Source organism: Mesorhizobium sp. ES1-4 (genome assembly GCF_020164745.1).
In the GTDB taxonomy this organism is placed as follows: domain Bacteria; phylum Pseudomonadota; class Alphaproteobacteria; order Rhizobiales; family Rhizobiaceae; genus Mesorhizobium.
Map to the genome: position 1 here is coordinate 24,996 of NZ_JAIUGV010000010.1, position 24,914 is coordinate 49,909.

21 protein-coding genes are annotated in these 24,914 nt (G+C 63.1%); 18 read left to right on the forward strand and 3 right to left on the reverse strand.

Annotation, left to right across the window (positions count from 1 at the left end; genetic code table 11):
* Positions 1-107: 107 nt before the first annotated feature.
* Both LB556_RS19950 and LB556_RS19955 read left to right on the forward strand, forming a co-directional pair.
* The gene (locus tag LB556_RS19950; protein ID WP_224569452.1) at positions 108-1,259 is read left to right on the forward strand and encodes a gamma-butyrobetaine dioxygenase; all 1,152 of its coding nucleotides are present in this window, start codon (positions 108-110) and stop codon (positions 1,257-1,259) included.
* Complete coding sequence (locus LB556_RS19955; RefSeq protein WP_224569453.1) at positions 1,256-1,846, forward strand: HD domain-containing protein; 591 nt, start codon at positions 1,256-1,258, stop codon at positions 1,844-1,846. The genes LB556_RS19950 and LB556_RS19955 overlap by 4 nt, the downstream gene beginning before the upstream one ends.
* 49 nt (positions 1,847-1,895) lie before the next feature.
* On the opposite strand, the gene LB556_RS19960 is transcribed toward LB556_RS19955, so the two are convergent.
* Positions 1,896-3,704, reverse strand: a complete 1,809-nt coding sequence (locus LB556_RS19960) for an NAD(P)/FAD-dependent oxidoreductase (RefSeq protein ID WP_224569454.1) — start codon at positions 3,702-3,704, stop codon at positions 1,896-1,898.
* Positions 3,705-4,159: 455 nt separating this feature from the next.
* Here LB556_RS19960 and LB556_RS19965 point away from each other — a divergent pair, with 455 nt between their 5' ends.
* From LB556_RS19965 to LB556_RS20010, 10 genes are all read left to right on the forward strand, one after another.
* Positions 4,160-5,956: an acetolactate synthase 3 large subunit gene (locus LB556_RS19965; RefSeq protein ID WP_263485387.1), complete on the forward strand. Its 1,797-nt coding sequence runs from the start codon at positions 4,160-4,162 to the stop codon at positions 5,954-5,956.
* Between the two features lie 77 nt (positions 5,957-6,033).
* Entirely contained in the window at positions 6,034-6,609 is a 576-nt protein-coding gene (ilvN, locus tag LB556_RS19970) for an acetolactate synthase small subunit (RefSeq protein ID WP_224569455.1), read from the forward strand.
* A gap of 120 nt (positions 6,610-6,729) precedes the next feature.
* Positions 6,730-7,326, forward strand: coding sequence for a LysE family translocator (locus LB556_RS19975; RefSeq protein ID WP_224569456.1), 597 nt, complete (start codon positions 6,730-6,732; stop codon positions 7,324-7,326).
* 122 nt (positions 7,327-7,448) lie between these two features.
* Positions 7,449-7,919, forward strand: coding sequence for a nucleoside deaminase (locus LB556_RS19980; protein WP_224569638.1), 471 nt, complete (start codon positions 7,449-7,451; stop codon positions 7,917-7,919).
* A 221-nt stretch (positions 7,920-8,140) separates the two neighbouring features.
* Entirely contained in the window at positions 8,141-9,400 is a 1,260-nt protein-coding gene (locus LB556_RS19985; RefSeq protein ID WP_224569457.1) for an efflux RND transporter periplasmic adaptor subunit, read from the forward strand.
* Complete coding sequence (locus LB556_RS19990) at positions 9,397-12,564, forward strand: efflux RND transporter permease subunit (protein ID WP_224569458.1); 3,168 nt, start codon at positions 9,397-9,399, stop codon at positions 12,562-12,564. The genes LB556_RS19985 and LB556_RS19990 overlap by 4 nt, the downstream gene beginning before the upstream one ends.
* 80 nt (positions 12,565-12,644) lie before the next feature.
* Positions 12,645-13,268 carry a nitrile hydratase subunit alpha gene (nthA, locus tag LB556_RS19995; RefSeq protein ID WP_224569459.1) on the forward strand — a complete coding sequence of 208 codons (624 nt, stop codon included), beginning with the start codon at positions 12,645-12,647 and terminating at the stop codon, positions 13,266-13,268.
* Positions 13,265-13,924: a nitrile hydratase subunit beta gene (nthB, locus tag LB556_RS20000; RefSeq protein WP_224569460.1), complete on the forward strand. Its 660-nt coding sequence runs from the start codon at positions 13,265-13,267 to the stop codon at positions 13,922-13,924. Before nthA ends, nthB begins: the two co-directional genes overlap by 4 nt.
* Complete coding sequence (locus LB556_RS20005; RefSeq protein ID WP_224569461.1) at positions 13,911-14,276, forward strand: nitrile hydratase accessory protein; 366 nt, start codon at positions 13,911-13,913, stop codon at positions 14,274-14,276. The genes nthB and LB556_RS20005 overlap by 14 nt, the downstream gene beginning before the upstream one ends.
* A gap of 136 nt (positions 14,277-14,412) precedes the next feature.
* Positions 14,413-15,540 (forward strand): ATP-dependent RecD-like DNA helicase, encoded by a 1,128-nt coding sequence (locus LB556_RS20010; RefSeq protein WP_224569462.1) that lies wholly within the window; start codon positions 14,413-14,415, stop codon positions 15,538-15,540.
* Positions 15,541-15,569: 29 nt separating this feature from the next.
* On the opposite strand, the gene LB556_RS20015 is transcribed toward LB556_RS20010, so the two are convergent.
* Positions 15,570-15,998, reverse strand: coding sequence for an STAS/SEC14 domain-containing protein (locus LB556_RS20015; protein ID WP_224569463.1), 429 nt, complete (start codon positions 15,996-15,998; stop codon positions 15,570-15,572).
* 162 nt (positions 15,999-16,160) lie between these two features.
* Between LB556_RS20015 and LB556_RS20020 the strand changes: the two genes are divergently transcribed.
* The 4 genes from LB556_RS20020 (at position 16,161) to LB556_RS20035 (ending at position 22,102) form a co-directional block, all read left to right on the forward strand.
* Positions 16,161-16,901 (forward strand): pyridoxine 5'-phosphate synthase, encoded by a 741-nt coding sequence (locus tag LB556_RS20020; RefSeq protein WP_224569464.1) that lies wholly within the window; start codon positions 16,161-16,163, stop codon positions 16,899-16,901.
* Positions 16,902-16,998: 97 nt separating this feature from the next.
* A complete protein-coding gene (locus LB556_RS20025; RefSeq protein WP_224569465.1) occupies positions 16,999-18,912 on the forward strand; it encodes a potassium transporter Kup in 1,914 nt (637 codons plus the stop codon).
* A 193-nt stretch (positions 18,913-19,105) separates the two neighbouring features.
* Positions 19,106-21,025 carry a potassium transporter Kup gene (locus tag LB556_RS20030; protein WP_224569466.1) on the forward strand — a complete coding sequence of 640 codons (1,920 nt, stop codon included), beginning with the start codon at positions 19,106-19,108 and terminating at the stop codon, positions 21,023-21,025.
* A 36-nt stretch (positions 21,026-21,061) separates the two neighbouring features.
* Positions 21,062-22,102, forward strand: a complete 1,041-nt coding sequence (locus LB556_RS20035) for an SDR family oxidoreductase (RefSeq protein WP_224569467.1) — start codon at positions 21,062-21,064, stop codon at positions 22,100-22,102.
* 33 nt (positions 22,103-22,135) lie between these two features.
* Here the strand turns inward: LB556_RS20035 and LB556_RS20040 are convergent, their stop codons facing one another.
* Complete coding sequence (locus tag LB556_RS20040; protein ID WP_224569468.1) at positions 22,136-23,026, reverse strand: SDR family oxidoreductase; 891 nt, start codon at positions 23,024-23,026, stop codon at positions 22,136-22,138.
* 135 nt (positions 23,027-23,161) lie between these two features.
* Between LB556_RS20040 and LB556_RS20045 the strand changes: the two genes are divergently transcribed.
* Both LB556_RS20045 and LB556_RS20050 read left to right on the forward strand, forming a co-directional pair.
* Complete coding sequence (locus LB556_RS20045) at positions 23,162-23,572, forward strand: winged helix-turn-helix transcriptional regulator (RefSeq protein ID WP_224569469.1); 411 nt, start codon at positions 23,162-23,164, stop codon at positions 23,570-23,572.
* Positions 23,573-23,624: 52 nt separating this feature from the next.
* Positions 23,625-24,896 (forward strand): FAD-dependent oxidoreductase, encoded by a 1,272-nt coding sequence (locus tag LB556_RS20050; protein ID WP_224569470.1) that lies wholly within the window; start codon positions 23,625-23,627, stop codon positions 24,894-24,896.
* The last annotated feature ends 18 nt before the right edge of the window (positions 24,897-24,914 follow it).

The window sequence follows — 24,914 nt, forward strand, 5'->3', positions numbered from 1 at the left end:
ATGCCATTGGCCAAAATATGATAATTTGAATTATGTCTGTCGTGGGTCCAACATGCAATAGAAACCCACGGAACAAGCCGTGGACAACGGCGGACAGGACGGATTCCATGCTCACCCACGCGCTGGTTGGCGATGAAGGCACAACAATCGAACTTGGCTGGGAGGATGGGGGTCGCACCCGCTTTCACGCCATCTGGCTGCGCGACAATGCGCTCGACGACCAGACGCGCAGTGCCGGCAACGGCCAGCGGCTCATCACCATCCTCGATATCCCTGCCGAGACGCGGATCGGCGCGGCTTCGATCAAAGGTGATGTCCTCGAAATCACCTTCCCGCCAGAACAGAAGACGGTCAGCTTTCCCGCTGCATGGCTGAACGCCAACGCCTACGATCGCGAGGCTGCCCGCCAGCCCGGTTGGACAGGCGAGGACATCACGCGCTGGACCAAGACCAGCATGCAGAATTCGGTACCGCGCGCCGGCTACATCGCCGCCAGCCGCGATCGTGCCGTCCTGGGCCAATGGCTGTCGGCAGTTCGAGCCTATGGCTTCGCGGTGATGGATGGCTTGCCAATCGAATCCGGTTCGCTTTGCAAGGTGTCCGACCTTTTCGGCTACATCAGGGAAACCAATTACGGGCGCTGGTTCGAAGTGCGCGCCGAGGTCAACCCGAATAATCTCGCCTACACCAATCTCGGCCTGCAGGCGCATACCGACAATCCCTATCGCGATCCGGTGCCCACGCTGCAGATCCTGTCCTGCATCGAGAATACGGTGGAGGGCGGCGAATCCAGCGTGGTCGACGGCTTTGCCGTCGCTGCCGCCCTGCAGGCGGAAAACCCCGACGGTTTCCGACTGTTGAGCTCCCATGCGGCGCGGTTCGAATATGCAGGTTCATCCGGCGTGCGGCTGCGGTCCAAACGACCGATGATCGAGCTTGGACCCGACGGCGAACTGATCTGCATCCGCTTCAACAACCGCTCGCTGGCGCCGACCGTCGATGTGCCGTTCGCCGACATGGATCGCTACTATGCGGCCTACCGCCGCTTCGCGGAGCTGATCGAGGATCCATCCTTCGAAGTAACCTTCAAGCTAGAGCCCGGCCAGGCCTTCATAGTCGACAACACCCGCGTCATGCATGCCCGCAAGGCGTTTTCGGGCACCGGCAAGCGCTGGCTGCAGGGATGCTACGCCGACAAGGACGGCCTGCTGTCGACGCTCGCCGCGATCGAACACGGCTTCAAGGAGGCAGCGGAATGACCGGCCAAAATCTGAACGCGGACAATATCGTCGAATTCATCGCCGACATCTTCGAGCGCCGGGGCGCGGAATCCTACCTCGGCGAGCCGGTGACAATGTCCGAGCACATGCTGCAAGGGGCATGGCTGGCGGAACAGGATGGCGCGCCCGACGTGCTCGTGGCCGCCGCGCTGCTGCACGACATCGGCCATTACACCAGCGAGTTCGGCACCTATTCGCCCGACGACGTCGAGGACAAGCACCATGACGAGGCCGGCGGCGAGGTGCTGGCGCCGTTCTTCCCGCCGGTCATCGTCGAATGCGTCCGGCTGCATGTCGCCGCCAAGCGCTATCTCTGCGCCACCGACCCGACCTATTTCTCCAGGCTGTCGCCGGCTTCGGTGCATACGCTGTCGCTGCAGGGCGGACCGATGAATGCGGACGAGGTGGCCGCGTTCCGCGAGAATCCGTTCCACGAGGAAGCGGTGCGGGTTCGCGTCTGGGACGAGGGCGGCAAGGTCGCCAATATGCGGACGCGGGCGTTTCGCGACTATGTGCCGTTGCTGCAGCGCGTCGTGGAAAATTTCGCGTCCCAAAGGGCGACATAAGGACGAAGCCCGACATAACCGGGCTTCCGTCACACCCCGCCTTTTTGCTTCAGGCCCTGTGATGGACCTGCTGCAGGCCGTAGACCGGGGTCGGCAAGCCGACCTGCCGGGCTTTCAGCTGCAGCGCCAGATATTGCGAATAGTGGCGCGACTGGTGGAGGTTGCCGCCATGGAACCACAGCGCCTCCTGCTGGGTCGGCTTCCACATGTTGCGCTGCTCGCCTTCCCAGGGACCAGGGTCCTTGGCGGTGTTGGAGCCAAGGCCCCAGACCTTGCCGACCTTGTCCGCCACGTCCTGCGAGATAAGATCCGCAGCCCAGCCGTTCATCGAGCCATAGCCTGTGGCGTAGATGACGAGATCGGCCGGCAATTCGGTGCCATCCACGAATTTCACGCCGCCCTCGGTCAGCTCCTGAACCGCCGCACCCGGACCGCTCTTGAGCTTGATCGAGCCGTCGATGACCAAGTCGCAGGCGCCGACGTCGATATAGTAGCCCGAACCGCGGCGCAGGTATTTCATGAACAGTCCCGAGCCGTCATCGCCCCAATCGAGCAGGAAGCCGGCCTTCTCCAGGTCCGCGTAGAACTTGGCATCGCGTTCCTTCATCTGCTCGTAAAGCGGGATCTGGAACTCGTGCAGGATGCGGTAGGGCAGGGAGGCGAAGATCAGGTCGGCCTTGCGCGTCGTCATGCCATTCTCGACGGCTTGCTCCGAATAGAGCGCGCCCAGGCCGATATCCATGAGCGTGTCGGACTTGACGATGTGGGTGGAGGAGCGCTGCACCATGGTCACGTCGGCGCCTGCTTCCCACAACGCCGCGCAGATGTCGTGGGCGGAGTTGTTGGAGCCGATGACCACGACCTTCTTGCCGCGGTATTTGTCCGGGCCCGGATGGGTCGAGGAATGCTGCTGCTCGCCCCTGAAGATGTCCTGCCCCTTGTATTTCGGCCAGTTTGCCTTGCCGGACATGCCGGTGGCCAGCACGAGTTGCTTCGGCTTGAGCGTGATCTCCTCGCCGTCGCGCTCGACGACGACGGTCCATTCCTTGGCCTTCTCGTCGTAGCTTGCACTCTTGGCCGTGGTCGAACTCCAGTAGTTGAGCTCCATCACCTTCGTGTACATCTCGAGCCAGTCGCCGATCTTGTCCTTCGGCGCGAAGACCGGCCAGTTCTTGGGGAAGTCGATATAGGGCAGATGGTCGTACCAGACCGGATCATGCAGGCAGAGCGACTTGTAGCGCTTGCGCCAGGAATCGCCCGCCCGCTCGTTCTTCTCGATGATGATGGCCGAGACGCCGAGCTGGCGCAGGCGCGCGCCGAGCGCAATGCCGCCCTGGCCGCCGCCGATGATCACGACATAGGGCTGCTTGCTGCGGCCGAGCTCCGCGAGTTCATCGTCACGCTCCTCGCGCCACGATTTCCTGTCCTTGCCGTGGCCGTGCTTGGCGCCGAGCGGGCGGGTGAAACCGGCTTTCTCTTCGTGGCCCTTGAGTTCGGCCATGGTTGTGAGCAATGTCCAGATAAGGTCGCCCTTGAACCGTACCAGGCCGAAGCCGCGTGCCACCTCGGTGTCGAAGGTGATCCAGGCGGTGGTGACGCCGTCCGCCTCGCTCGCTTCCTCGCCTTCCGCCACCTTCCAGTCACTTGGCCGGGTCTGCGCCAAGGTTACTTTCAGCATGTCGCGGACCTGATCCTGGCCCTCCATCGTCCTGAGGTTCCAGGTGAAAGTGACGAGGTCGCGCCAGTAGCAATCCGCCTGGAAGCAATTGACCGCCGCATCGATGTCGCCGGTCTCCAGCGCCTTGCCAAACTTGTCGAGCAGCGCCTGCGCCTTCGTGGTTGGTGTTCTCTCGAGCATGGTTTCTCCTCCGGTTGTCGGTATCCAAGACGCCTGATCGGGCTTCCTCTGGAACAGCAAGCGGCCGGGATCCCCCTAAGTGGGGACGGGACTCCCGTTCGCCGGCAACGCGTCTCCTCCCAAGCACGTCGTTGGCCCGGCATAGTGGTGCGTCCTCGGGACCGGCTCAACTGTACTATGGTAGCGCGTGGCGGAGCCGATCTCACGGCCGGGTGAATTCGTGCCGTACCCCATTGACGACCCCGCGAGTTCGCCTTTATGGTCCGCCACCATGAAAACGGCACTCATCCTCGTAGGAAGGCGCGTGGGCAAGGCGGTGTAACCGCCGGGCGAAAACCTCCCATGCGCAACACACAGGCTCCCTCGGGGGCCTTTTTTATTGCCTGAAACACGACTAAACGACCAACAACACCCAAATGGCAACGCCCAAGGGGCGACAGTACGGGACCAGACCGATGAGCAATGGACAGAACGAGCGGCGCGAAATGCCAGGCAGGGAGATGACGGGCGCCGAAATGGTGGTGCAAGCGCTGAAGGACAATGGCGTCAAGCATGTCTTCGGTTATCCCGGCGGCGCGGTCCTTCCGATCTACGACGAGATTTTCCAGCAGGACGAGATCGAGCACATTCTGGTTAGGCACGAGCAGGGCGCCGGCCACGCCGCCGAGGGCTATGCGCGATCGACCGGCAGGGCCGGCGTCATGCTGGTGACATCGGGCCCCGGCGCCACCAATGCGGTGACGCCACTGCAGGATGCGTTGATGGATTCGATCCCGCTGGTGTGCCTGACGGGGCAGGTGCCGACCTCGCTCATCGGTTCCGACGCGTTCCAGGAATGCGACACGGTGGGCATCACGCGGCCCTGCACCAAGCACAACTGGCTGGTGAAGGACGTCAATGACCTCGCCGCGACCATCCACGAGGCCTTCCATGTCGCGACGACCGGCCGTCCCGGTCCGGTTGTGGTCGACATCCCGAAGGACGTGCAGTTCGCCAAGGGCTTTTACGTCCCGCCACAGATCGCGCCGCGCACCAGCTACCAACCGAAGGTCCAGGGCGACCTGGAGAAGATCAAGGCAGCGGTCGAACTGATGGCTAGCGCCAAGAGACCGATCATCTACTCGGGCGGCGGCGTCATCAATTCCGGCCCGGAAGCAAGCCATCTGCTGCGCGAACTCGTCGACCTCACCGGTTTCCCGATCACCTCGACGCTGATGGGGCTCGGCGCCTATCCGGCCTCGGGCAAGAACTGGTTGGGCATGCTGGGCATGCACGGCACCTACGAAGCCAACATGGCCATGCATGACTGCGACGTGATGATCTGCATCGGCGCGCGTTTCGACGACCGCATCACCGGCCGGCTGACGGCGTTCTCGCCGAATTCGCGCAAGATCCACATCGACATCGATCCGTCGTCGATCAACAAGAACGTCCACACCGAAGTGCCTGTCATCGGCGATGTCGGCCGGGTGCTGGAAGACATTGTGCGGCTGTGGCGGGCAACCGCCAAGACCGACAAGAAGGCGCTCTATCCCTGGTGGGAGCAGATCGCCAAATGGCGCGCGCGCGATTCACTCGCCTACAAGATGAACAACGACGTGATCATGCCGCAATACGCCATCCAGCGGCTCTACGAACTGACCAAGACCATGGACACCTACATCACCACCGAGGTCGGCCAGCACCAGATGTGGGCGGCGCAGCACTATCATTTCGAGAAGCCGAACCGCTGGATGACATCGGGTGGGTTGGGCACGATGGGCTACGGCCTGCCGGCCGCGCTCGGCGTTCAGATCGCGCATCCCGACGCGCTGGTCGTCGACATCGCCGGCGACGCCTCGGTGCAGATGACCATGCAGGAGATGAGTGCGGCGGTGCAGTATGACGCACCGATCAAGATCTTCATCCTCAACAACCAGTATATGGGCATGGTGCGGCAGTGGCAGCAGCTGCTGCACGGCAACCGTCTGTCGCACTCCTACACCGAGGCGATGCCGGACTTCGTCAAGCTGGCCGAGGCCTATGGCGGCCACGGCATTCGCTGCGACAAGCCCGACGAGCTGGACGACGCGATCAAGGAGATGATCTCGGTCAGGAAGCCGGTGCTGTTCGACTGCCGCGTGGCGACGCTCGCCAACTGCTTCCCGATGATCCCTTCGGGGAAGGCGCACAACGAGATGCTTTTGCCCGACGAGGCCACCGACGAGGCCGTGGCCAATGCCATCGACGCCAAGGGCAGGGAACTGGTGTAGGCGACGAGCCAAGGCAGGGCTGGTCAAAGAAGCCGTGCGAAAACAAACAATTAGGTCAAGAATTCGAGATTCATGTCATGAACGCACAGCACCTTCAACCCACCGGTTCCGCCTACTTCATAGCCAAGGAGACGGAGAGGCCCGAAATCCATACGCTTTCCGTCCTGGTCGACAACGAACCGGGCGTGCTCGCCCGGGTCATCGGCCTGTTTTCCGGGCGCGGCTACAACATCGAGAGCTTGACCGTCTCGGAGACCGAGCATGAGAAGCACCTGTCGCGCATAACCATCGTAACGCGTGGCACGCCGCATGTGATGGAGCAGATCAAGAACCAGCTCGAACGCATCGTGCCGGTGCATCGTGTGGTCGATCTGACTGTCCGCTCGCACGAGCTTGGCCAGGAGCGGCCGCTGGAGCGTGAACTGGCGCTGGTCAAAGTCGCCGGCACCGGCGAGGCTCGGGTCGAGGCGCTGCGCCTTGCGGACGCTTTCCGCGCCAGCGTCATCGACGCCAACACCGAGCACTTCATCTTCGAGATCACCGGCAAGGGTTCCAAGCTCGACCAGTTCATCGCCATCATGAAGCCGCTCGGCCTTGTCGAAATCTGCCGCACCGGCGTGGCGGCGATGAATCGCGGTCCGCAAGGCATGTAGGCCGACTTAACCCATCCGAAATTTTAGGCGAGTGTAGGACTGGCATGACCAACGGTCGGCACTGGCCTTTTTACAGCTGTCGAAAAGAGACAATAGCGCTGACGTATCTGGGAGGATATCATGTCTCTCGACGCATTCCTCGCTCTCCTCATCTACGCCTTCGTGACCTCGATCACGCCGGGGCCGAACAACCTCATGCTGCTGGCCTCCGGCGTCAATTTCGGCATCGCCAGGACGGTGCCGCACATGCTGGGCATCAGCATCGGCTTTCTCGTCCTGCTGCTCGCCGTAGGCTTCGGGCTGGGCGCGGTGCTGACCGCGTTTCCGGCGCTGCACACCGGGCTGAAGGTCGCCGGTGCCGTCTATCTGCTCTACCTCGCCTGGAGGATCGCCATGTCGCGCTCGCTCAGCGGCAAGCGTGAGTCGGAGGGACGGCCGATGCGGTTCATGGATGCGGCGGCTTTCCAATGGGTCAACCCCAAGGCCTGGGTGATGGCCATCACCGCGATGGCCGTCTACACCAATCCGGAACGGCCATTCCTGTCCGTCATTCTGATTGGCGTGGCTTTCACCGTGGTCAATCTTCCCAGCGTCTCGGTCTGGGCCGGATTCGGTACGGCGCTGCGCGGGTTCCTGTCGGATCCGCTGCGGCTGAAATGGTTCAACATCGCCATGGGCCTGCTGCTGGCGGCGACGTTGTGGCCGATGCTGACATAGGCCCAGGGCTCATCGATTGGAGCCAGATGCGGATCGCCGACCTGAATCTGATTTGCAGCCCCTTGGAAATCCCTCCGCTTCAGGACAAGATCATCCAGCCTAGCCTCTTTGGGGGGAGTCTCATGGAAAGCCACGAGCCGTTTTTACGCGAGGCGATTGCGCTCTCGAGATCCGCGATGGAACACGGTGACGAGCCGTTTGGCTCGGTGCTGGTGAAGGACGGCGAAGTCATCCTGCGCGCCGAAAACAGCGTCTTTACGGGCCGCGATATGACGAACCACGCCGAGATGAACCTGGTTAAACTGGCGGCACGGCACTACGACACCGCTTTTCTCGCCGACTGCACGCTCTATACCAGCACGGAGCCGTGCGCGATGTGCTCCGGGGCGATTTACTGGTCGGGCATCGGGCGTATGGTGTTTGCCTGCTCCGAAGCGCGGCTTGGCGAGATCGCCGGGATCGGGTTGAACGTGCCGAGCCGGGCGGTGCTGCAAACCGGCGCGCGCATCGTCACCGTGGTTGGCCCGAACCTCGAAGATGAAGCCGCCGAAGTACATCAGGAATTCTGGCCGAAGCATCTGGGCAAGGCTTAAAGCCTGGTCTTTTGGTGCCCATGACGGGCTTCGGCCCGCGACAATAGCCGGCTGCACAGCCATTGTGCAGTGCACATTAAATCTTCGTAATGCCGCGTTTTGGCCCTTTTCCGACAAACGCGTGTCCTATCTATTCGGCGAAATCGCGGCAACGGGCCGCGAATTGCGCTAGAATACGACCATCTGGCTATGGCGTGTCGGACGGAGAGGTCTTTTTGTCGATGCGTGGAAAAGTCATTCTATCATTGCTGGCGGTTGCCTGTGCGGCTGCGGCCTGGCTCTATCTGTCGCCGGACGCGCTGATCAAGGCTCAACAGATCATCGGTGCAAAGCAGGTCGTCGCCACTGATAAGCCGGCGGCCGACAAGCCGGCAGGTGGCAAGCAGGCCGGGGGCGGCAATGGCGCCCGTTCCGCCTCGATCGTTTCGGCGACGGCGACGACCGCCGATTTCCCGATCCGGCGCTATGCCATCGGCTTCGTATCCTCTCCAGCCGTGGTCAACATCAACGCGCGTGTCTCCAGCCAGATCGTCTCGATCCACGTCAAGGACGGGCAGATGGTCAAGGCAGGCGACCTCCTGTTCTCGCTCGACGACCGGGCGCTGAAGGCGCAACTCGCCAAGGACCAGGCAGCGCTTGCCAAGGACCAGGCGTTGCTCGCCAGCTCCAATTCAGACCTTCAGCGCGCCAAGGATCTTGTCGCCAAGCAGGCCGGTACGCAGCAGACCTACGACCAGGCCGTTGCAGCGCAGAAGGCGGCCGCGGCAACCGTCGATGCCGACAAGGCAACGATCGACGCGGACAATGTCCAGCTTGGCTTTGCCGCCATCACCGCGCCGATCGCCGGCCGGCTGGGTGCCGTGAACGTCGCCGTCGGCGACTTGGTGACCGTCAGCAATGGCAACAGCAGCACGGCGACGCCACTGGTGACCATCACCCAGATGGACCCGCTGCAGGTCAACTTCAGCCTGCCGGAAAGCAACCTCGCGCTGCTGCACAAGGCGCTTGCAGATCCACAGCAGAACGCGGTGACTTTGACCCAGAGCGGCGACCCGACGCCGATCGGCAAGGGTACGCTCGATTTCGTCGATTCCAGCGTCGACACCGCGTCGGGCACGATTGCCACACGGGCAAGCATTCCCAATCCCGATCTTTCGCTGTGGCCAGGCCAGTATGTGAATGTCGTCCTCGACGCCGGCATCATGCCGCGGATGACCTCGGTTCCGACGGTGGCGGTCCAACCCAGCCAGAAGGGGCCGTTCGTCTATGTGGTCAAGCCGGACAACACCGTCGAGATGCGGCTGGTGCAGGTGGCGCTGACCCAGGGCCAAAACAGCGCCATCAGCCAGGGACTGAAAAGCGGCGAAAAGGTTGTCACCGAAGGCCAGACGAGGCTGAAGGACGGCGCGGCGGTGCATGAAGGCAAGGAGGCACCACCCAAGGTGGCCCAGGCGACCAACGCCGGCGAGGCGGCCCAATGATCTCCGAATTCTGCATTCGCAGGCCGGTCGCCACCCTTTTGATGTCGTTCGCCCTCGTGCTGGGCGGACTGTTCGCCTACAAATTCCTGCCGGTGGCGGCACTGCCGAGCGCCGAATTTCCGGTGGTCAACGTCTCGGCCTCGCTGCCGGGCGCTTCGCCGGAAACCATGGCGACATCCGTGGCGACGCCGCTGATCAAGCAGTTCGCGACCATCGCCGGCATCGATTCCATTTCGACCACCAACTCGCTTGGCCAGACCTCGATCGCCATCCAATTCGTGCTCAACCGGAATATCGACGCGGCCGCGGCCGACGTGCAAGCCGCCATCGCGCGCACCCAGAAATCACTGCCGCCGCAGATGACGTCGCCGCCGAGTTACCGCAAGGTCAATCCCGCCGACGCCCCGATCCTTCTGATGTCGCTGGTCAGCGACACGGTTCCGCTCACCGACCTCGACGCCTTCGCCGAAAATGTCATCTCGCCGTCGCTGTCGACGATCGACGGCGTGGCGCAAGTGTCAATCTACGGCCAGCAGAAATACGCTGTTCGCGTCCAGATCGATCCGACCGCGCTTGCCGCTCGCGGCATTTCGATCGACCAGTTGCAGGCGGCTATTGCCTCGGCCAACAGCAACACGCCGCTCGGCGTGCTGCAGAACAGCCAGCAGCAACTGACCATCACGGCGAACACGCAGTTGGACAATGCCGCCGGTTTTTCAAACCTCATCATCGCCACCAAGAATGGCCATCCGGTGCGATTGGGGGAGGTGACACGCGTTATCGACTCGGTCGAGACCACGACGACGGCGAGCTGGTATGACGGCACCCGCGCCATCATCCTTGCCGTTCAACGCCAGCCCGACGCCAATACCGTCGATGTCGTCGATCGCGTCAAGGCGATGCTGCCGACCTTCCAGGACCAGATGCCGGCCGCCGCCCAGATCAAGCTGCTCAACGATCGCTCGACCTCGATCCGTCAGGCGGTCAACGATGTGCAGTTCACGCTGCTTCTGACCATCGCGCTGGTGGTCATGGTGATCTTCGTGTTCCTGCGCCGGGTGACGGCGACGATCATCCCGGCCGTGGCGGTGCCGATCTCGTTGATCGCCACGCTCGGCGCGATGTTCCTGTTCGGCTTTTCCATCGACAACATCTCGCTGATGGGTCTGACGCTCGCGGTCGGTCTCGTCGTCGACGATGCCATCGTGATGCTCGAAAACATCTTCCGCCACATGGAAGAGGACGGGCTGTCGGCCTTCGACGCGTCGCTCAAGGGCGCGCGCGAGATCGGCTTCACCATCATTTCGATCTCGATCTCGCTGGTGGCGGTGTTCATCCCGGTGCTCCTGATGGGCGGCGTGATCGGGCGCATCTTCAACGAGTTCGCCGTGGTGGTGACCGTCGCCATCCTGGCCTCGATGTTCGTGTCGTTGACGCTGACGCCGATGCTCTGCTCGCGGCTGCTGTCGTTGACCAAGGCCGACCGCAAGGCGCATGGCGATGGCCACAAGCACGATCTCTTCACGCGTGGCTATGACTGGCTGCTGAGTTTCTGCCTGCGCAACACCTTCCTGGTGTTCCTCGTCTTCATCGGCACCGCGGCGGCCTCGGCGTGGCTGATCCAGGTGTCGCCCAAGGGCTTCTTCCCGCAAGAGGATATCGGCCAGGTGTCGGTGACGACCATCGCCCGGCAGGACATCTCGTTCGACGCCATGGTGAGGCTGCAGAACGAGGTCGCCGACGTCTTCTCGCATTCCCCCTACGTAACGCATGTCGCCAGGTCGGTGGGTGGCGGAGGCGGAGGCGGCGCGCTCAACCAGGGCCGGCTTTATGTGCAACTGAAGGACAAGAGCCAGCGTCCCGGCATCGAGAAGGTGCTTTCAGACCTGAGAAAGCAACTGTCCAATGTGGCCGGCATCGAGGCCTACATGCAGCCGGTGCAGAACCTCAGGCTGGGCTCGCGTTCCTCGGCGAGCGCTTATCAACTGGTGGTTCAGGGCCTCGATACGGGGCAGACCGACATCTGGGCGCAGAAGATGAGCGACGCCATGGCGGCTGATCACGCAACGTTCGCCGACGTTACGAACGACCTGCAGAACAATGCCTTGCAGGCGACGCTGGTCATCGACCGCGATAAGGCGGCGAACCTCGGCATCGACACGGATACGCTGCGCACCAGTCTCTACGGTGGCTTTGGCACCGCGCAGGTCTCGACGATTTTCGGTTCGGCCGACAGCTACGCGGTTGTCATGGAGCTCGACCCGAAGATCGCCTGGTCGCCGGAGCGGATGCTGGCCATCCAGATCAGGACAACCAGCGGCAGCCTGGTGCCGCTCGGCGCCTTCGCCAGGGTCGACCGCACGGCCGGCGCCCTGACGGTCAACCAGCTCGGCCAGCTTCCGGCGGTGACCATTTCCTACAATCTGCCGCAAGGCGTCGCGCTCGGCGACAGCGTGACCCGCATCAATGCGATCAAAGAGCAGATCGGCATGCCGACGGCGATCTCGACGAGCTTTGCCGGTACGGCCAAGACCTTCCAGGATTCGCTTGCCAACCAGGGCCTGCTGATCGGCGGCGCGATCCTGACCATCTACATCGTGCTCGGCATTCTGTATGAGAGCTTCATCCACCCGCTCACCATATTGACCGGCTTGCCGTCGGCTGTGCTCGGGGCGGTTGTCGCCTTGCGCTTCGCCGGCATGGATCTGTCCGTCATTGCGGTGATCGGCATTCTGATGCTGATCGGCATCGTCAAGAAGAACGGCATCATGATGGTCGACGTCGCGCTGGAACTGCGACGGGAAGGTATGTCGGCCAAGGAGTCCATCCACAAGGCCTGCCTGATGCGGTTCAGGCCGATCATGATGACGACGCTGGCGGCCCTGATGGGCACGTTCCCGATCGCGCTCGGCACAGGCGCCAGCGCGGAACTGCGCCAGCCGCTGGGCGTAGCCGTTGTCGGCGGCTTGCTCGCTTCGCAAGCGCTGACGCTGTTCGTGACGCCGGTGATCTATGTCTACATGGAGAACTTGTCGGGCTGGCTGGTCGGGCTCATGCCGAAGCGCAAAGCCGAGTTGCATCTGATCGAAGACGGCGACCAGCCCTCGCTGTTCGGCACCAATGACGACGTTCCCGGCGAGCCGCAGAAAACGGCCGCGGAGTAGCAGGCGGACATGTCACCGGTCCCCGTTGGCCCAAGCCACGGCGCTTGCGGCCGGCGGATCGGGACCGTAGTTTTGCGGCCATGTCCCACGATCATGACCATGACAACGAACTCGATCCGTTTGCCGCGCGGGTGCGTGCGCTCGAAACCATCCTGACCCGCAAGGGGCTGATCGATCCGGCCGCGATCGACGTCATCGTCGATACCTACGAGACGAAGATCGGCCCGCGCAACGGCGCCAGGGTGGTGGCCAAGGCCTGGAGCGATCCCACCTACGCCGAGTGGCTGAGGGGCGACGCGACGGCGGCGATCGAATCGTTGGGCTACACCGGCCGCCAGGGCGAGCACATGCAGGCGGTGTTCAACACCGGGGATACTCATAACCTCGTCGTCTGCACGCTGTGCTCCTGCTATCCATGGTCGGTGCTTGGCTTGCCGCCGGTATGGTACAAGGCGCCGCCCTATCGGTCGCGCGTGGTGATCGATCCGCGCGGCGTGCTCGAGGAATTCGGGCTGGTGCTGCCGGCCGGGACAAGGATACGCGTTTGGGATTCGACGGCGGAGCTGCGTTATCTCGTGGTGCCGATGCGGCCCGAGGGCACCGAGGGTTGGAGCGAGGAGCGGCTGGCCGGACTGGTGAGCCGCGACGCCATGATCGGCACGGGACTGGCCCAAAAAGGCGATATAAAGGGTGAGCCGGCATGAATGGCCCCCAGGATCTTGGCGGACAGATGGGGTTCGGGCCGGTCGCGCCCGAAAAGGATGAGCCCTGTTTCCACGCTCCGTGGGAGAGGCGGGCGCTCGGCGTCACGCTTTGCGCCGGCGCCATGGGAGCCTGGAACATCGACGAGAGCCGGCACGCACGGGAATCGCTGCATCCGGCCGATTATTATGGCTCCAGCTACTATCAGATCTGGATCAAGGCGCTGGAGACCCTGCTCAAGCGCCATGGTTTCGTCAGTGAGCGCGACCTCGGGGCGGGCGAGGCGATCGATCCGGCGGCGACACCCAAAAGGGTGCTGAAAGCTGAGAACGTGCCGGCCGTGCTCGCCAAGGGCGGTCCGTGTAACCGGCCAGTCGAGACAGCGCCGCGCTTCAAGGTCGGCGATGCGGTGCGGACCAGAAACTTCAATCCGACCGGCCATACCAGGCTGCCGCGCTATGCACGGGACAAGCAGGGCACGATCGAGGCGGTGCGCGACGGCTTCGTCTTTCCCGACAGCAACGCGCATGGGCGGGGCGAGCATCCGCAATGGGTCTATACCGTGGCCTTCGACGGCACGGAAATCTGGGGCGATGGCGCCGACCCGACGCTGACCGTCTCGATCGATGCCTGGGAGAGCTATCTTGAGCCGGCCTGAAGCGAACGGGCCCGCCGCCGGTTTGCCCGCCGGCCTCGACGCGCCGGTTTTCGACGAGCCATGGCAGGCCGAAGCCTTCGCCATGACGGTGGCACTGCACGACAGGGGCCTGTTTTCATGGAGCGAGTGGGCGCATGCCCTGTCGGCCGAGGTGAAGAAGCCAGGCGCCGCCGCGGACGGTCATGACTATTATGAGCACTGGCTGGCGGCGCTGGAAGGGCTGCTTGCCTCCAAGGGGCTGGCCGCCAAGCCTGATGTCGATGCGATGGCGCAGGCCTGGGAGCGCGCCGCGCACGCCACGCCACACGGCAAGCCGATCCTGCTGGAGAACGATCCGCGCGCTGCCGACTGACGTTTGCACGACCGCTCCTTCGTTCGCTTTACGTTCTTGTTCGCGGCTGATAGCGTCAATCGCACGGGAGTTCGCCACCGGCAATGTCGATGGCGCCTATCTTGTGTTTGCCTCGCGAATCCGGTCACACGATCAGATGGAATTTTCACCGCAACAAGACGAGGCGCTGCAGGCAGTCGCGCGCTGGCTGCAGACCGGCAAGCCACAACTGTTCCGGCTGTTCGGCTATGCCGGCACCGGCAAGACGACGCTGGCGCGCTATTTCGCCGAGCATGTCGACGGCCAGGTGCAGTTCGCCGCCTTCACCGGGAAGGCGGCGCAAGTGCTGCGCTCCAAGGGCGCGGTCAACGCCCGCACCATCCATTCGTTGATCTATAGGCCCAAGGGCGAGGAATCGGTGGCCGACGAGGTGACCGGCAAGACCTCTATGTCGCCGACCTTTTCGCTCAACCGGCAAAGCCCGATCTCGCGCGCGAAACTGGTCGTCATCGACGAATGCTCGATGGTCGACGAGCAGCTCGGCCGCGACCTGATGAGTTTCGGCACGCCGATCCTGGTGCTGGGCGATCCGGGCCAGTTGCCGCCGATCTCGGGCGGCGGCTTCTTCACCGACCATGAGCCGGACTTTTTGCTGACCGAAATCCATCGGCAGGCGCGCGACAATCCGATCCTGCGGCTGGCGCTCGATGTGCGCGAGGGCCGCGAATTCATGCGTGGCGACTATGGCACCGCGCAGGTGATCGGCAAGGAAGACGTCAACCAGGACCTGGTGCTCAGGGCCGACCAGGTGCTGGTCGGCACCAATCGCACGCGTCGCCGCTACAACCAGCGCCTGCGCGAACTGAAGGGGTTCAATGCCGACTATCCGCAGGCTGGCGACAAGCTGGTGTGCCTGCGCAATGACCCGGCCAAGGGCTTGCTCAACGGCTCGCTGTGGAAGGTAATGACCTCGTCGCGCGAGACGGTGAAGCCCGGCATCAACCTTCTGGTTTCGCCCGAAGAGGACGATCCGGACCGCGGCGTGGCCAAGATCAAGCTGCTCAAGGCGGCGTTCGAGGATCCGGACGCCGACATCCCCTGGCAGCAGAAGAAGCGCTTCGACGATTTCGACTATGGCTACGCTCTGACCGTACACAAGGCGCAGGGCTCGCAGTGGAACGAGATCGTGCTGTTCGACGAGAGTTGGGCCTTCAAGGAAACGCGCCAGCGCTGGCTTTACACGGCTATCACACGGGCCGCCGAACGGCTGACCATCGTCAGATAGCGGAAATCAGTGGAGCCGCGAGAGCCGTTTCATCCTTTCTCTGGAGCGGCCGTGGCCTCCTCGCTTGTCGGCCGCGCCCCCAGCCATTCCCAGGCGGCAGCTTCGTCCTCGATCCTGAAATGCCTGAATTCGACGGGCGACGACGCGGGCAGGGCGTGTCGCGCGTTCGGCGTCCAGTCGGGGGCGCCGATAGCGGCGCAACGGCCGATATGTTCCAATGCGTGGACGGCACCCTTGTTGATGGTTTCATCGGAGATGTCGGACCAGTCGACGCCTTCGTGATCGACGATGCGCACGGCGACGTCGATTCTCTGGTGGAGCAGATAGGCCGCCTCCAGCAGGCCGAACAGGTTCTCGGCGTCGGCGGCCGAGACGTGGCCGACCACATCTATGGCAAAGAGGTCGTCGCGGCTGGTCTCGATGCGGCGGATCGCCGGCACGGATTGGAGGAAATTCAAGGTGGTGCCTCTCTTTGGTGGAGTATGTTGGTCTTCTGGAACACCGGAAAGGCCCTATCTGTTCCCGTCAAAGACGCTATAGATGCGCCGTCTCAAAATGCGCCGTGCCGGAACGAATGAGCGTGGCGCGCCATGATCGCCTGTTTCACGGACACCAAGCCCATGCCCGCCAAGCTTTCTGTCAACCTCAACGCCATCGCCATGCTGCGCAACCGGCGCGACCTGCCATGGCCTGATGTGATCGGTATCGGCCGCCTTGCCCTTGCCGCGGGGGCGCATGGGCTGACGGTGCATCCGCGCCCCGACGAACGTCACACCCGGTATTCCGACCTGCCTGAGATCCGGGCGCTGATCGACGATGAGTTCCCGCAGGCGGAATTCAACATCGAGGGGTATCCGAGCGAGGATTTCCTGGCGCTTGTAGAGAAGCATCAGCCCGAACAGGTGACGCTGGTTCCCGACGATCCGGCACAGGCAACCTCGGACCATGGCTGGAACTTCGTCGCGGATGCGGCGTTGCTCACTCCGATCGTCAGGCGTCTGAAGAAGGGCGGTTTCAGGGTCTCTCTGTTTTCCGACGCGGATCCCGCCGGCATGGCGGCCGCGCGCGATACCGGCGCCGATCGGATCGAACTCTATACTGGTCCCTATGGCAGCTACCATTCCGATTCCGGTAAGGCGGCCAAAGAATTGGAAAAATTGGGGAAAACGGCTGACGCGGCATTCGCCGCCGGCCTTCAGGTCAACGCCGGGCACGATCTGACGGTGGGCAACCTGCCCGCGCTGGCAAGGCGCATTCCGGCATTGGCGGAAGTGTCGATCGGACATGGGTTGACAGCCGACGCATTGGAGTATGGCATGGCCGGTACGGTGGGCCGGTTTCTCAGGGCTTGCGGCTGGTAGGGGGAAATGCTTCGTCTTGATATGGCAGCCAGTCGCGTGCATTTGATATCGTATCGCAGCATGCAAAGAGCAGCGCGCGCTTGTCGGGGAGTGGTCGATGACCCTTGCCAATAGCGGGAGCGAGCCTGAAACCGTCGAGCAATCGAGCCATTCCGGGGTTGAGCAGCACAGCACCAAGGTGCTGATGCTGGGCGCGCTCGGCGTTGTCTATGGCGATATAGGCACAAGTCCGATTTACGCCTTCCGCGAGGCGCTTCATGCTTCGCCCGGCATCGATACGCGCGTTCACGTGCTTGGCGTGCTGTCGCTGATCGTCTGGGCGCTGACGATCATCGTCACCATCAAATATGTCGCCTTCGTGCTTCGTGCCGACAACAAAGGCGAAGGCGGCACTCTGTCGCTGATGTCGTTGGCGCGTAGCGCCTATCCCAAAGGCGCTCGAATGATCCTGGTGATCGGCCTTTGCGGCGCGGCGCTGTTTTTCGGCGATTCGATCATAACGCCGGCCATCTCGGTGCTGTCGGCGGTCGAAGGCCTCAGGGTGGTAACCCCGACGCTGGATGCCTATGTCGTGCCGATCACGCTGGTCATCCTTGCGGTCCTGTTCTCCGTGCAACGTTTCGGCACGGGAAAGGTGGCGGCGGTGTTCGGGCCGGTGACGGCTCTGTGGTTCCTCGCCATCGGCGTAGCGGGATTCTGGCACTTGATGGACGACCCATCGATCCTGCTGGCCGTCAACCCCTATCATGCGGTTGCCTATCTTGCCAGCGCACCCACAGCCGCCTTTGTCACTGTCGGCGCCGTGTTCCTGGCGGTAACCGGCGCCGAGGCGCTTTATGTCGATCTCGGCCATTTTGGACGCAAGCCGATCGTGCTGGCGTGGTTTTCCGTGGTCTTTCCCTGTCTGCTGCTCAACTATTTCGGGCAGGGCGCCTTTGTGCTCGCCAATGACGGAAAACCGGACAATCCATTCTTCCAGATGCTGCCTGAATGGGCACTGATGCCGATGGTGGGGCTGGCAACGGCCGCGACGGTCATTGCCAGCCAAGCGGTCATTTCGGGGGCTTTCTCGCTGACCCGCCAGGCGGTGCAGCTCAACCTTCTGCCGCGCATCGAGGTGCAGCATACGTCCGAAATGCAACTCGGCCAGATCTACATGCCCCGCGTCAACCTGCTCATCGCGCTGGGGGTGATGCTGCTGGTGGTCGGCTTCGGCAGCTCGAGTTCGCTGGCTTCCGCCTACGGTATTTCGGTGACCGGCGAAATGCTGATGACGACGATCCTGCTGTTCGTGGTGATGCGCAAGCTGTGGAAATGGAAGCTGGCGCTCGCCCTGGCGCTGACTTTGCTGTTCGGCGTCATCGACACCGGCTTCTTCCTGGCCAATGTCGTGAAGATCGTGGAGGGCGGCTGGGTCTCGATCACTGTTGCCAGCCTGATGGGGCTGATCATGTGGACGTGGATACGCGGCAGCCGCTATCTGTTCGACAAGACGCGCCGCAACGAAATCCCGCTCGATTTCCTCGCCGGCAATCTGTTGAAGAAGAAGCCGTATTTGGTGTCCGGAACCGCGGTGTTCCTGACCAGCGATCCGCTCAGCGCGCCGACCGCCCTGATGCACAGCCTCAAGCACTACAAGGTGCTGCACGAGCAGAACGTCATCCTTTCGGTGGTGACGGCGCCGCAGCCCATCGTGCCCGACAGCGAGCGCGTCAAGATGGAGACGGTCAACGAGTTGTTCATGCGGGTGACGCTGACTTTCGGCTACATGGAACAGCCCAACATTCCGCGTGCGCTGGCGATCTGCCGCAAGCAGGGCTGGAAGTTCGATATCATGACGACGTCCTTCTTCCTGTCGCGGCGTTCGCTGAAGGCTTCGCCCAATTCCGGCATGCCGGTGTGGCAGGACCGGCTGTTCATCGGCCTGGCGCGCACGGCCGCCGATGCGACGGAATATTTCCAGATCCCGACCGGCCGGGTCGTTGAAATCGGCACGCAGGTCGCCATTTAACAGACCCGTGCTCGCCGGGCCTGCAGGTTTGCCAGGGTCCGGACATGAGCCTGCGAACGTCCGCAGGGACCGACATCCGCGAGAAGTCGCCCAAAAGAGCCGCGCGCCGCCAGCATGAGTGCCATAACGCAACGGCACTTGATATTGCACTGCAGCAAGCGTAGAGCACCGCGCGTTTATGGGAGTGTCGTACATGGCCCTTGCCAATGCTGGTAGTGAGGCAGAACCCGTCGACCAATCGAGCCATCCCGAAATCGAACAGCATAGCACCAAGGTGCTGATGCTGGGCGCGCTCGGCGTTGTCTATGGCGATATCGGGACAAGCCCGATCTATGCGCTACGCGAGGCGCTGCACGCTTCGTCCGGCAGCGATGTCGCCACCCGTGCCGATATTCTCGGCGTGCTGTCGCTGATCATATGGTCGCTGACCATCACCGTCACGGTAAAGTACATCATGTTCGTGCTGCGCGCCGACAATCGCGGCGAGGGCGGCGTGCTGTCGCTGATGGCGCTGGCACGCGGGAGTTTTCCGAAACGCTCGGCGGTGATTCTCGGCATTGGCATCGTCGGCGCCTCGCTGTTTTTCGGTGACGCGGTCATTACGCCGGCGATTTCGGTGCTTTCGGCGGTCGAGGGCATGAATGTCGTCACGCCCACCTTCCAGCCCTATGTCGTGCCATTGACGCTGGTCATCCTGGCAATCTTGTTTGCCGTCCAGCGCTTCGGCACCGGGGGCGTTGGGCTGGTGTTCGGCCCCGTGACCGCGGTGTGGTTCCTGGCCATCGGCCTATCCGGCATCAATCACATCATCGTCGATCCGGAAATCCTGTGGGCCGTCAGCCCGCACTATATCGTTGCGTTCCTGATCAATTCGCCCGACGTCGCCTTCGTGACGGTCGGCGCCGTCTTCCTTGCCGTGACCGGCGCGGAGGCCCTCTATGCCGACCTCGGCCATTTCGGCCGCAAGCCGATCGTGCTCGCCTGGCTGGCGATCGTGTTCCCCTGCCTGCTGCTCAATTATGCCGGGCAAGGCGCCTTCATACTGGCGAATGGCGGTGTGGTGGGCCATCCATTCTTCGAGATGAACGAGGGATGGACGCTGATCCCGATGGTGGTGCTTGCGACGGCGGCTACCGTCATTGCCAGCCAAGCGGTCATTTCCGGGGCTTTTTCGCTGACCCGCCAGGCGGTTCAGCTCAACATGCTGCCACGGCTGCAAATCCTGCACACATCGGAAAAGCAGTCCGGCCAGATCTACATGCCGCGCGTCAACCTTCTGCTGGCGCTGGTGGTGATGATGCTGGTGGTCGGGTTCGGCGAATCGAGCAAGCTGGCCTCCGCCTACGGCATCTCGGTGACCGGCAACATGCTGGTGACGACGGTGCTGCTCTATGTGGTGATGACCCGGATCTGGAAGTGGAAGCTGTCTTTGGCGATCCCGCTGACCGCACTGTTCGCTTTCATCGACATCGGCTTTTTCGCCTCCAACATCGTCAAGGTGTTCGAAGGTGGCTGGGCTTCGCTGGTCGTGGCCTTCACGATCGTGCTGGGCATGTGGACATGGGTGCGCGGCAGCCGCTATCTGTTCGACAAGACGCGCCGCAATGAAATCCCGCTCGATTTCCTCGCCGGCAATCTGTTGAAGAAGAAGCCGCATTTGGTGTCCGGCACCGCGGTGTTCCTGACCAGCGATCCACTCAGCGCGCCGACCGCCCTGATGCACAGCCTCAAGCACTACAAGGTGCTGCACGAACAGAACGTCATCCTTTCGGTGGTGACGGCGCCGCAGCCCATCGTGCCCGACAGCGAGCGCGTCAAGATGGAGACGGTCAACGAGCTGTTCATGCGGGTGACGCTGACTTTCGGCTACATGGAACAACCCAACATTCCGCGTGCGCTGGCGATCTGCCGCAAGCAGGGCTGGAAGTTCGATATCATGACGACTTCCTTCTTCCTGTCGCGGCGTTCGCTGAAGGCTTCGCCCAATTCCGGCATGCCGGTGTGGCAGGACCGGCTGTTCATCGGCCTGGCGCGCACGGCCGCCGATGCGACGGAATATTTCCAGATCCCGACCGGACGTGTGGTAGAAATCGGCACGCAGGTGGCGATCTGACAGGCACGATCGCCTCGGCCTGAAGGGGGAGGCGGTATGAGCGGCGAATTGGTGCTTGTAACCGGCGGATCGGGGTTTCTCGGCGCTCATTGTATTCTTGCCCTGTTGAAGGCGGGCTATCGCGTGCGCACGACGGTGCGCTCCGCCAAGCGCGAGGCGGATGTCCTTGCCATGTTGAAGGCCGGCGGCGCCGAGCCGGACGACAGGCTTTCCTTTGCCGTGGCCGACCTCATGAGCGACGCCGGCTGGCCCGACGCTGTCGCCGGCTGCGACTATGTCCTGCATGTCGCGTCACCGTTCCCGCCCGGCGTGCCGAAGCGTGAGGATGAGCTGATCATCCCGGCTCGCGAAGGCGCCTTGCGCGTGCTCAGGGCGGCGCGGGATGCCGGCGTCAGGCGGGTGGTGCTTACCTCGTCTTTCGCCGCTATCGGCTATGGCGAGATGCCGCCCGACGGGCGACCCTTCACCGAGGAGAACTGGACCGATCCCACGGCCAACGTCAGCGCCTATGTGAAATCAAAGACGCTCGCCGAACGCGCGGCCTGGGAGTTCGTCGCCGCCGAGGGCGGCGGACTGGAATTGGCGGTCGTCAATCCGGTCGGCATTTTCGGCCCTGTACTGGGATCCGATCATTCGACCTCCACCGAATTCGTCCAGCGCATGATGAACGGTGCCATGCCCGGATTGCCGCGCCTGTCCTTTGGCGTGGTCGATGCGCGCGACGCGGCGGACCTGCATGTGCGCGCCATGACCAATCCCGCAGCCAAGGGGGAGCGGTTTCTGGCCGTCGCCGGCGATTTCATGACCGTGCGGGCGATTGCGCGGACGGTGAAGACGCGACTCGGCCCGGCCGCCGCGCGGGTTTCGACGCGGGAGATTCCCGATTGGCTGGTGCGGGCGGTCGGCCTGTTCAACGCGGAAGCCGCGCAACTCGTGACGGAACTCGGCAAGGTCAAGAATGCCACCAACGCCAAGGCGGTGCGCATGCTCGGCTGGGAGCCGCGCTCGCGCGAGGACGCGCTGGCCGCCACCGGAGAAAGCCTGGTCCGGCTTGGGCTGGTCAAAACCCCGAAATAGCGCGGCGGGAAAAGACTTCCCGCCGCGCGCGTTTCAGCCCAGCAGCGCGGCCTTGTTGGCTTCGAGGAACTGCTTCAGCGGTAGCGACTTCCGGCCGGAAAGCGTCTCGACCGAGTCCGTCACCATGCCAAGATCGCCGGCGCGCGTGGCGGCGTCGAAGGACACCAGAAGCCTGGCGATCGGCTCGGGAAGGCCAGCGGCTTTCATCCCCTCGGTAAGGGCTTCATCGGAGAGCTGGACGACCTGGATCGGCTTGCCGGTGACTTCGGTGACCAGCGCCGCAACTTCGGCTGATGTATAAGCCTTGGGGCCGGTCAGCGTGTAAGTCGTGCTTTCGGTGTTGTCCGAAGCCAGCTCCCTGGCAATGGCCACGGCGAGATCGTCACGCGCGCCATAGGAAATGGCGCCGTCGGCCGCCGACGTATACCATTGGCCCGATGCGAGGATTTGCGGCATCGCCATGAACAGGTTCTCGCCATACCAGCCATTGCGGAAGATCGTGTAGGGAATGCCGCTGGCCTTGATCGCCTGTTCGGTGTCGTAATGGTCCGGGGCAAAGAGCACGGCGGAACCCGGCTCGGTGTTGGGCAGCGAGGTGTAAAGCAGGTGGCCGACGCCTGCCTTGCTGGCCGCCGCGACTGCCGCGAGCTGCTGTTCGCGCCGCTTTCCCTGGATCGCCAGTTCGTTGGTCGAAATGATGAGCGCCCGGTCAGCGCCGTCGAAAGCATCAGCAAGCGAGGCTTGATCGTCGAAATCGGCCTCGCGAACAGTGACGCCGCGTGCCGACAGATCGGCAAGATTGGCGGGCGTGCGGGTGGTGGCGATGATCCGGGCCGCCGGCACCCCGTATGTGTCCAGCAGATGCTTGATGACGCTGCGGCCAAGCTGGCCGGACGCGCCGGTGACGAGAAGAGTTGCGGTCATGAGGGATCCTGACATTGCGCCGGAAGGGCGGTTCGAGTGGTAGTCTCAAAAAGAGACCAGCACTAAAATAGGAATTGACCTACTGGCGTAAAGAAGGCAGTTTTTCGGGAGGTAGGCACACGCAGGGAACCAGCCATGGACAGCCGGACCGTCAATCTGAGATCCAAACTCGAAGTCTACAAAGCCATGACCGACGGCGGAAACATTGCCGATTGTCCGGTCCGCGACGTCATCCAGGGACTCAATGGCAAATGGAGTTCGCTGTTGACGGCGGCCCTGGCCGAGCAGCCTTATCGGTTCGGCGAATTGCGGCGGCTGGTTCCCGACATTTCGCAACGCATGTTGACCCAGACGCTCTACGATCTGCAGCGCGACGGTTATGTGCGTCGCGAAGTGTTTCCGACCAAGCCGCCCAGTGTCGAATACAGCCTGACCGACCTTGGGCGCTCGATGTTCGACGCTTTGCAGTATCTGTTGCAGTGGGCAGAAAACAACCACGATGCGGTGCGCGACGCGCGCGCTGCCTTCGAGCAGACACAGGCTTGACCAGCGGGGCCGCGTGGGCGTCGCGACTTGATTTCATCCGGCGCCTGAAGGATTGTCCCGGCCAGTTCGGCTTGGGGGCAACGGCATTTCCTACGATATCGCAATTGCAGGCGCCGGTCCGGCGGGACTGGCCATGGCGCTCTATCTCAAGCGGGCCGGACACCGTGTCACCATCTTCGAGCGCTTCGAGGAACCCAAGCCGGTTGGCTCAGGGTTGATCCTGCAGCCGACCGGGCTGACGGTGCTGGCCGATCTCGGCCTGTTCGACGATATCATGGCGCTGGGCAGCAGGATCGACCGGCTGCATGGCGCCGATGCCTCGACCGGCCGCACCGTGCTCGACGTCCGCTACGACGCCCGGCGCGGCAACCGCTTCGGCCTAGCGGTGCATAGGGCCGCCCTTTTCCGCTTGCTTTTCCATGCGACGCAACGCGAAGCGATCCCCATCGAGACCGGCGTTGAAATCGAAGCCCTGGAGGCTGGCGAGCGGGCGACGTTGATCCTCGGCAACGGACGAAGGGCAGGACCGTTCGATCTGGTCGTCGACGCCAGCGGTTCGCGCTCCAGACTGCGGCAGAGTGTGGCCAATGCAGGCGGACTGCGGCCGCTCACCTATGGCGCCTTCTGGGCATCGCTGGATTGGAGAAGCAAGGGCTTTGACGAGCACGCGCTTTTGCAGCGCTACGACAAGGCCAGCGTTATGATCGGCGTGCTGCCGATCGGCCGGCCGGAACCGGATGCCGAAATGATGGCGGCGTTCTTCTGGAGCCTCAAGCCGGCGGATGCCGATGCGGTACGCGGCCTTGGCATCGATGCCTGGAAGGAGAGGGTGGTGCGGCTGTGGCCGCAGGCCGAGGCGTTCACCAGCCAGATCGGGAGCTTCGACCAGCTTTCGCTGGCCCGCTACGGCCACCACACGATGAAGTTTCCGGTTGGCCGGCGGTTGGCCGTGATCGGCGACGCCGCGCATTCGACCAGCCCGCAGCTTGGCCAAGGCGCCAACATGGCGCTGCTCGACGCCGCGGCGCTCAGTTGTGCGCTGGCGCGGACGGATAGCGTCGAGACGGCGCTTGACGCCTATGCCAAGGCGCGGCGTTGGCATGTGCGGGTCTTCCAGGCACTGTCGCTGGCATTCACGCCCTTCTACCAGTCGGATTCCGTGGTGCTGCCCTTCATCCGCGACAGGCTGGTGGCGACGATCGCGAGGATCCCGCCGGCGCCGCGCTTCCTGGCGTCGATGGTCGCCGGCACGGTGATCGATCCGTTCAGGCGGGCAGGGCTTGCCGAAGCGCAGTGGCCGAGCGAACGGCGTTGGGAAGCGTAGACGATCCTCCCATCATGA

Bases quoted from the DNA above. Each gene is read 5' to 3' on its own strand.
- LB556_RS19980 (WP_224569638.1), top strand. From the start codon at position 7,449: ATGGAAAGCCACGAGCCGTTTTTACGCGAGGCGATTGCGCTCTCGAGA.
- LB556_RS20045 (WP_224569469.1), top strand. From the start codon at position 23,162: ATGGACAGCCGGACCGTCAATCTGAGATCCAAACTCGAAGTCTACAAA.
- LB556_RS20020 (WP_224569464.1), top strand. From the start codon at position 16,161: ATGCCCGCCAAGCTTTCTGTCAACCTCAACGCCATCGCCATGCTGCGC.
- LB556_RS19950 (WP_224569452.1), top strand. From the start codon at position 108: ATGCTCACCCACGCGCTGGTTGGCGATGAAGGCACAACAATCGAACTT.
- LB556_RS19985 (WP_224569457.1), top strand. From the start codon at position 8,141: ATGCGTGGAAAAGTCATTCTATCATTGCTGGCGGTTGCCTGTGCGGCT.
- LB556_RS19975 (WP_224569456.1), top strand. From the start codon at position 6,730: ATGTCTCTCGACGCATTCCTCGCTCTCCTCATCTACGCCTTCGTGACC.
- LB556_RS20025 (WP_224569465.1), top strand. From the start codon at position 16,999: ATGACCCTTGCCAATAGCGGGAGCGAGCCTGAAACCGTCGAGCAATCG.
- LB556_RS19965 (WP_263485387.1), top strand. From the start codon at position 4,160: ATGAGCAATGGACAGAACGAGCGGCGCGAAATGCCAGGCAGGGAGATG.
- LB556_RS20040 (WP_224569468.1), bottom strand. From the start codon at position 23,026: ATGACCGCAACTCTTCTCGTCACCGGCGCGTCCGGCCAGCTTGGCCGC.
- LB556_RS19990 (WP_224569458.1), top strand. From the start codon at position 9,397: ATGATCTCCGAATTCTGCATTCGCAGGCCGGTCGCCACCCTTTTGATG.
- LB556_RS19960 (WP_224569454.1), bottom strand. From the start codon at position 3,704: ATGCTCGAGAGAACACCAACCACGAAGGCGCAGGCGCTGCTCGACAAG.
- LB556_RS20010 (WP_224569462.1), top strand. From the start codon at position 14,413: ATGGAATTTTCACCGCAACAAGACGAGGCGCTGCAGGCAGTCGCGCGC.
- nthB (WP_224569460.1), top strand. From the start codon at position 13,265: ATGAATGGCCCCCAGGATCTTGGCGGACAGATGGGGTTCGGGCCGGTC.
- LB556_RS19955 (WP_224569453.1), top strand. From the start codon at position 1,256: ATGACCGGCCAAAATCTGAACGCGGACAATATCGTCGAATTCATCGCC.
- ilvN (WP_224569455.1), top strand. From the start codon at position 6,034: ATGAACGCACAGCACCTTCAACCCACCGGTTCCGCCTACTTCATAGCC.
- LB556_RS20035 (WP_224569467.1), top strand. From the start codon at position 21,062: ATGAGCGGCGAATTGGTGCTTGTAACCGGCGGATCGGGGTTTCTCGGC.
- nthA (WP_224569459.1), top strand. From the start codon at position 12,645: ATGTCCCACGATCATGACCATGACAACGAACTCGATCCGTTTGCCGCG.
- LB556_RS20030 (WP_224569466.1), top strand. From the start codon at position 19,106: ATGGCCCTTGCCAATGCTGGTAGTGAGGCAGAACCCGTCGACCAATCG.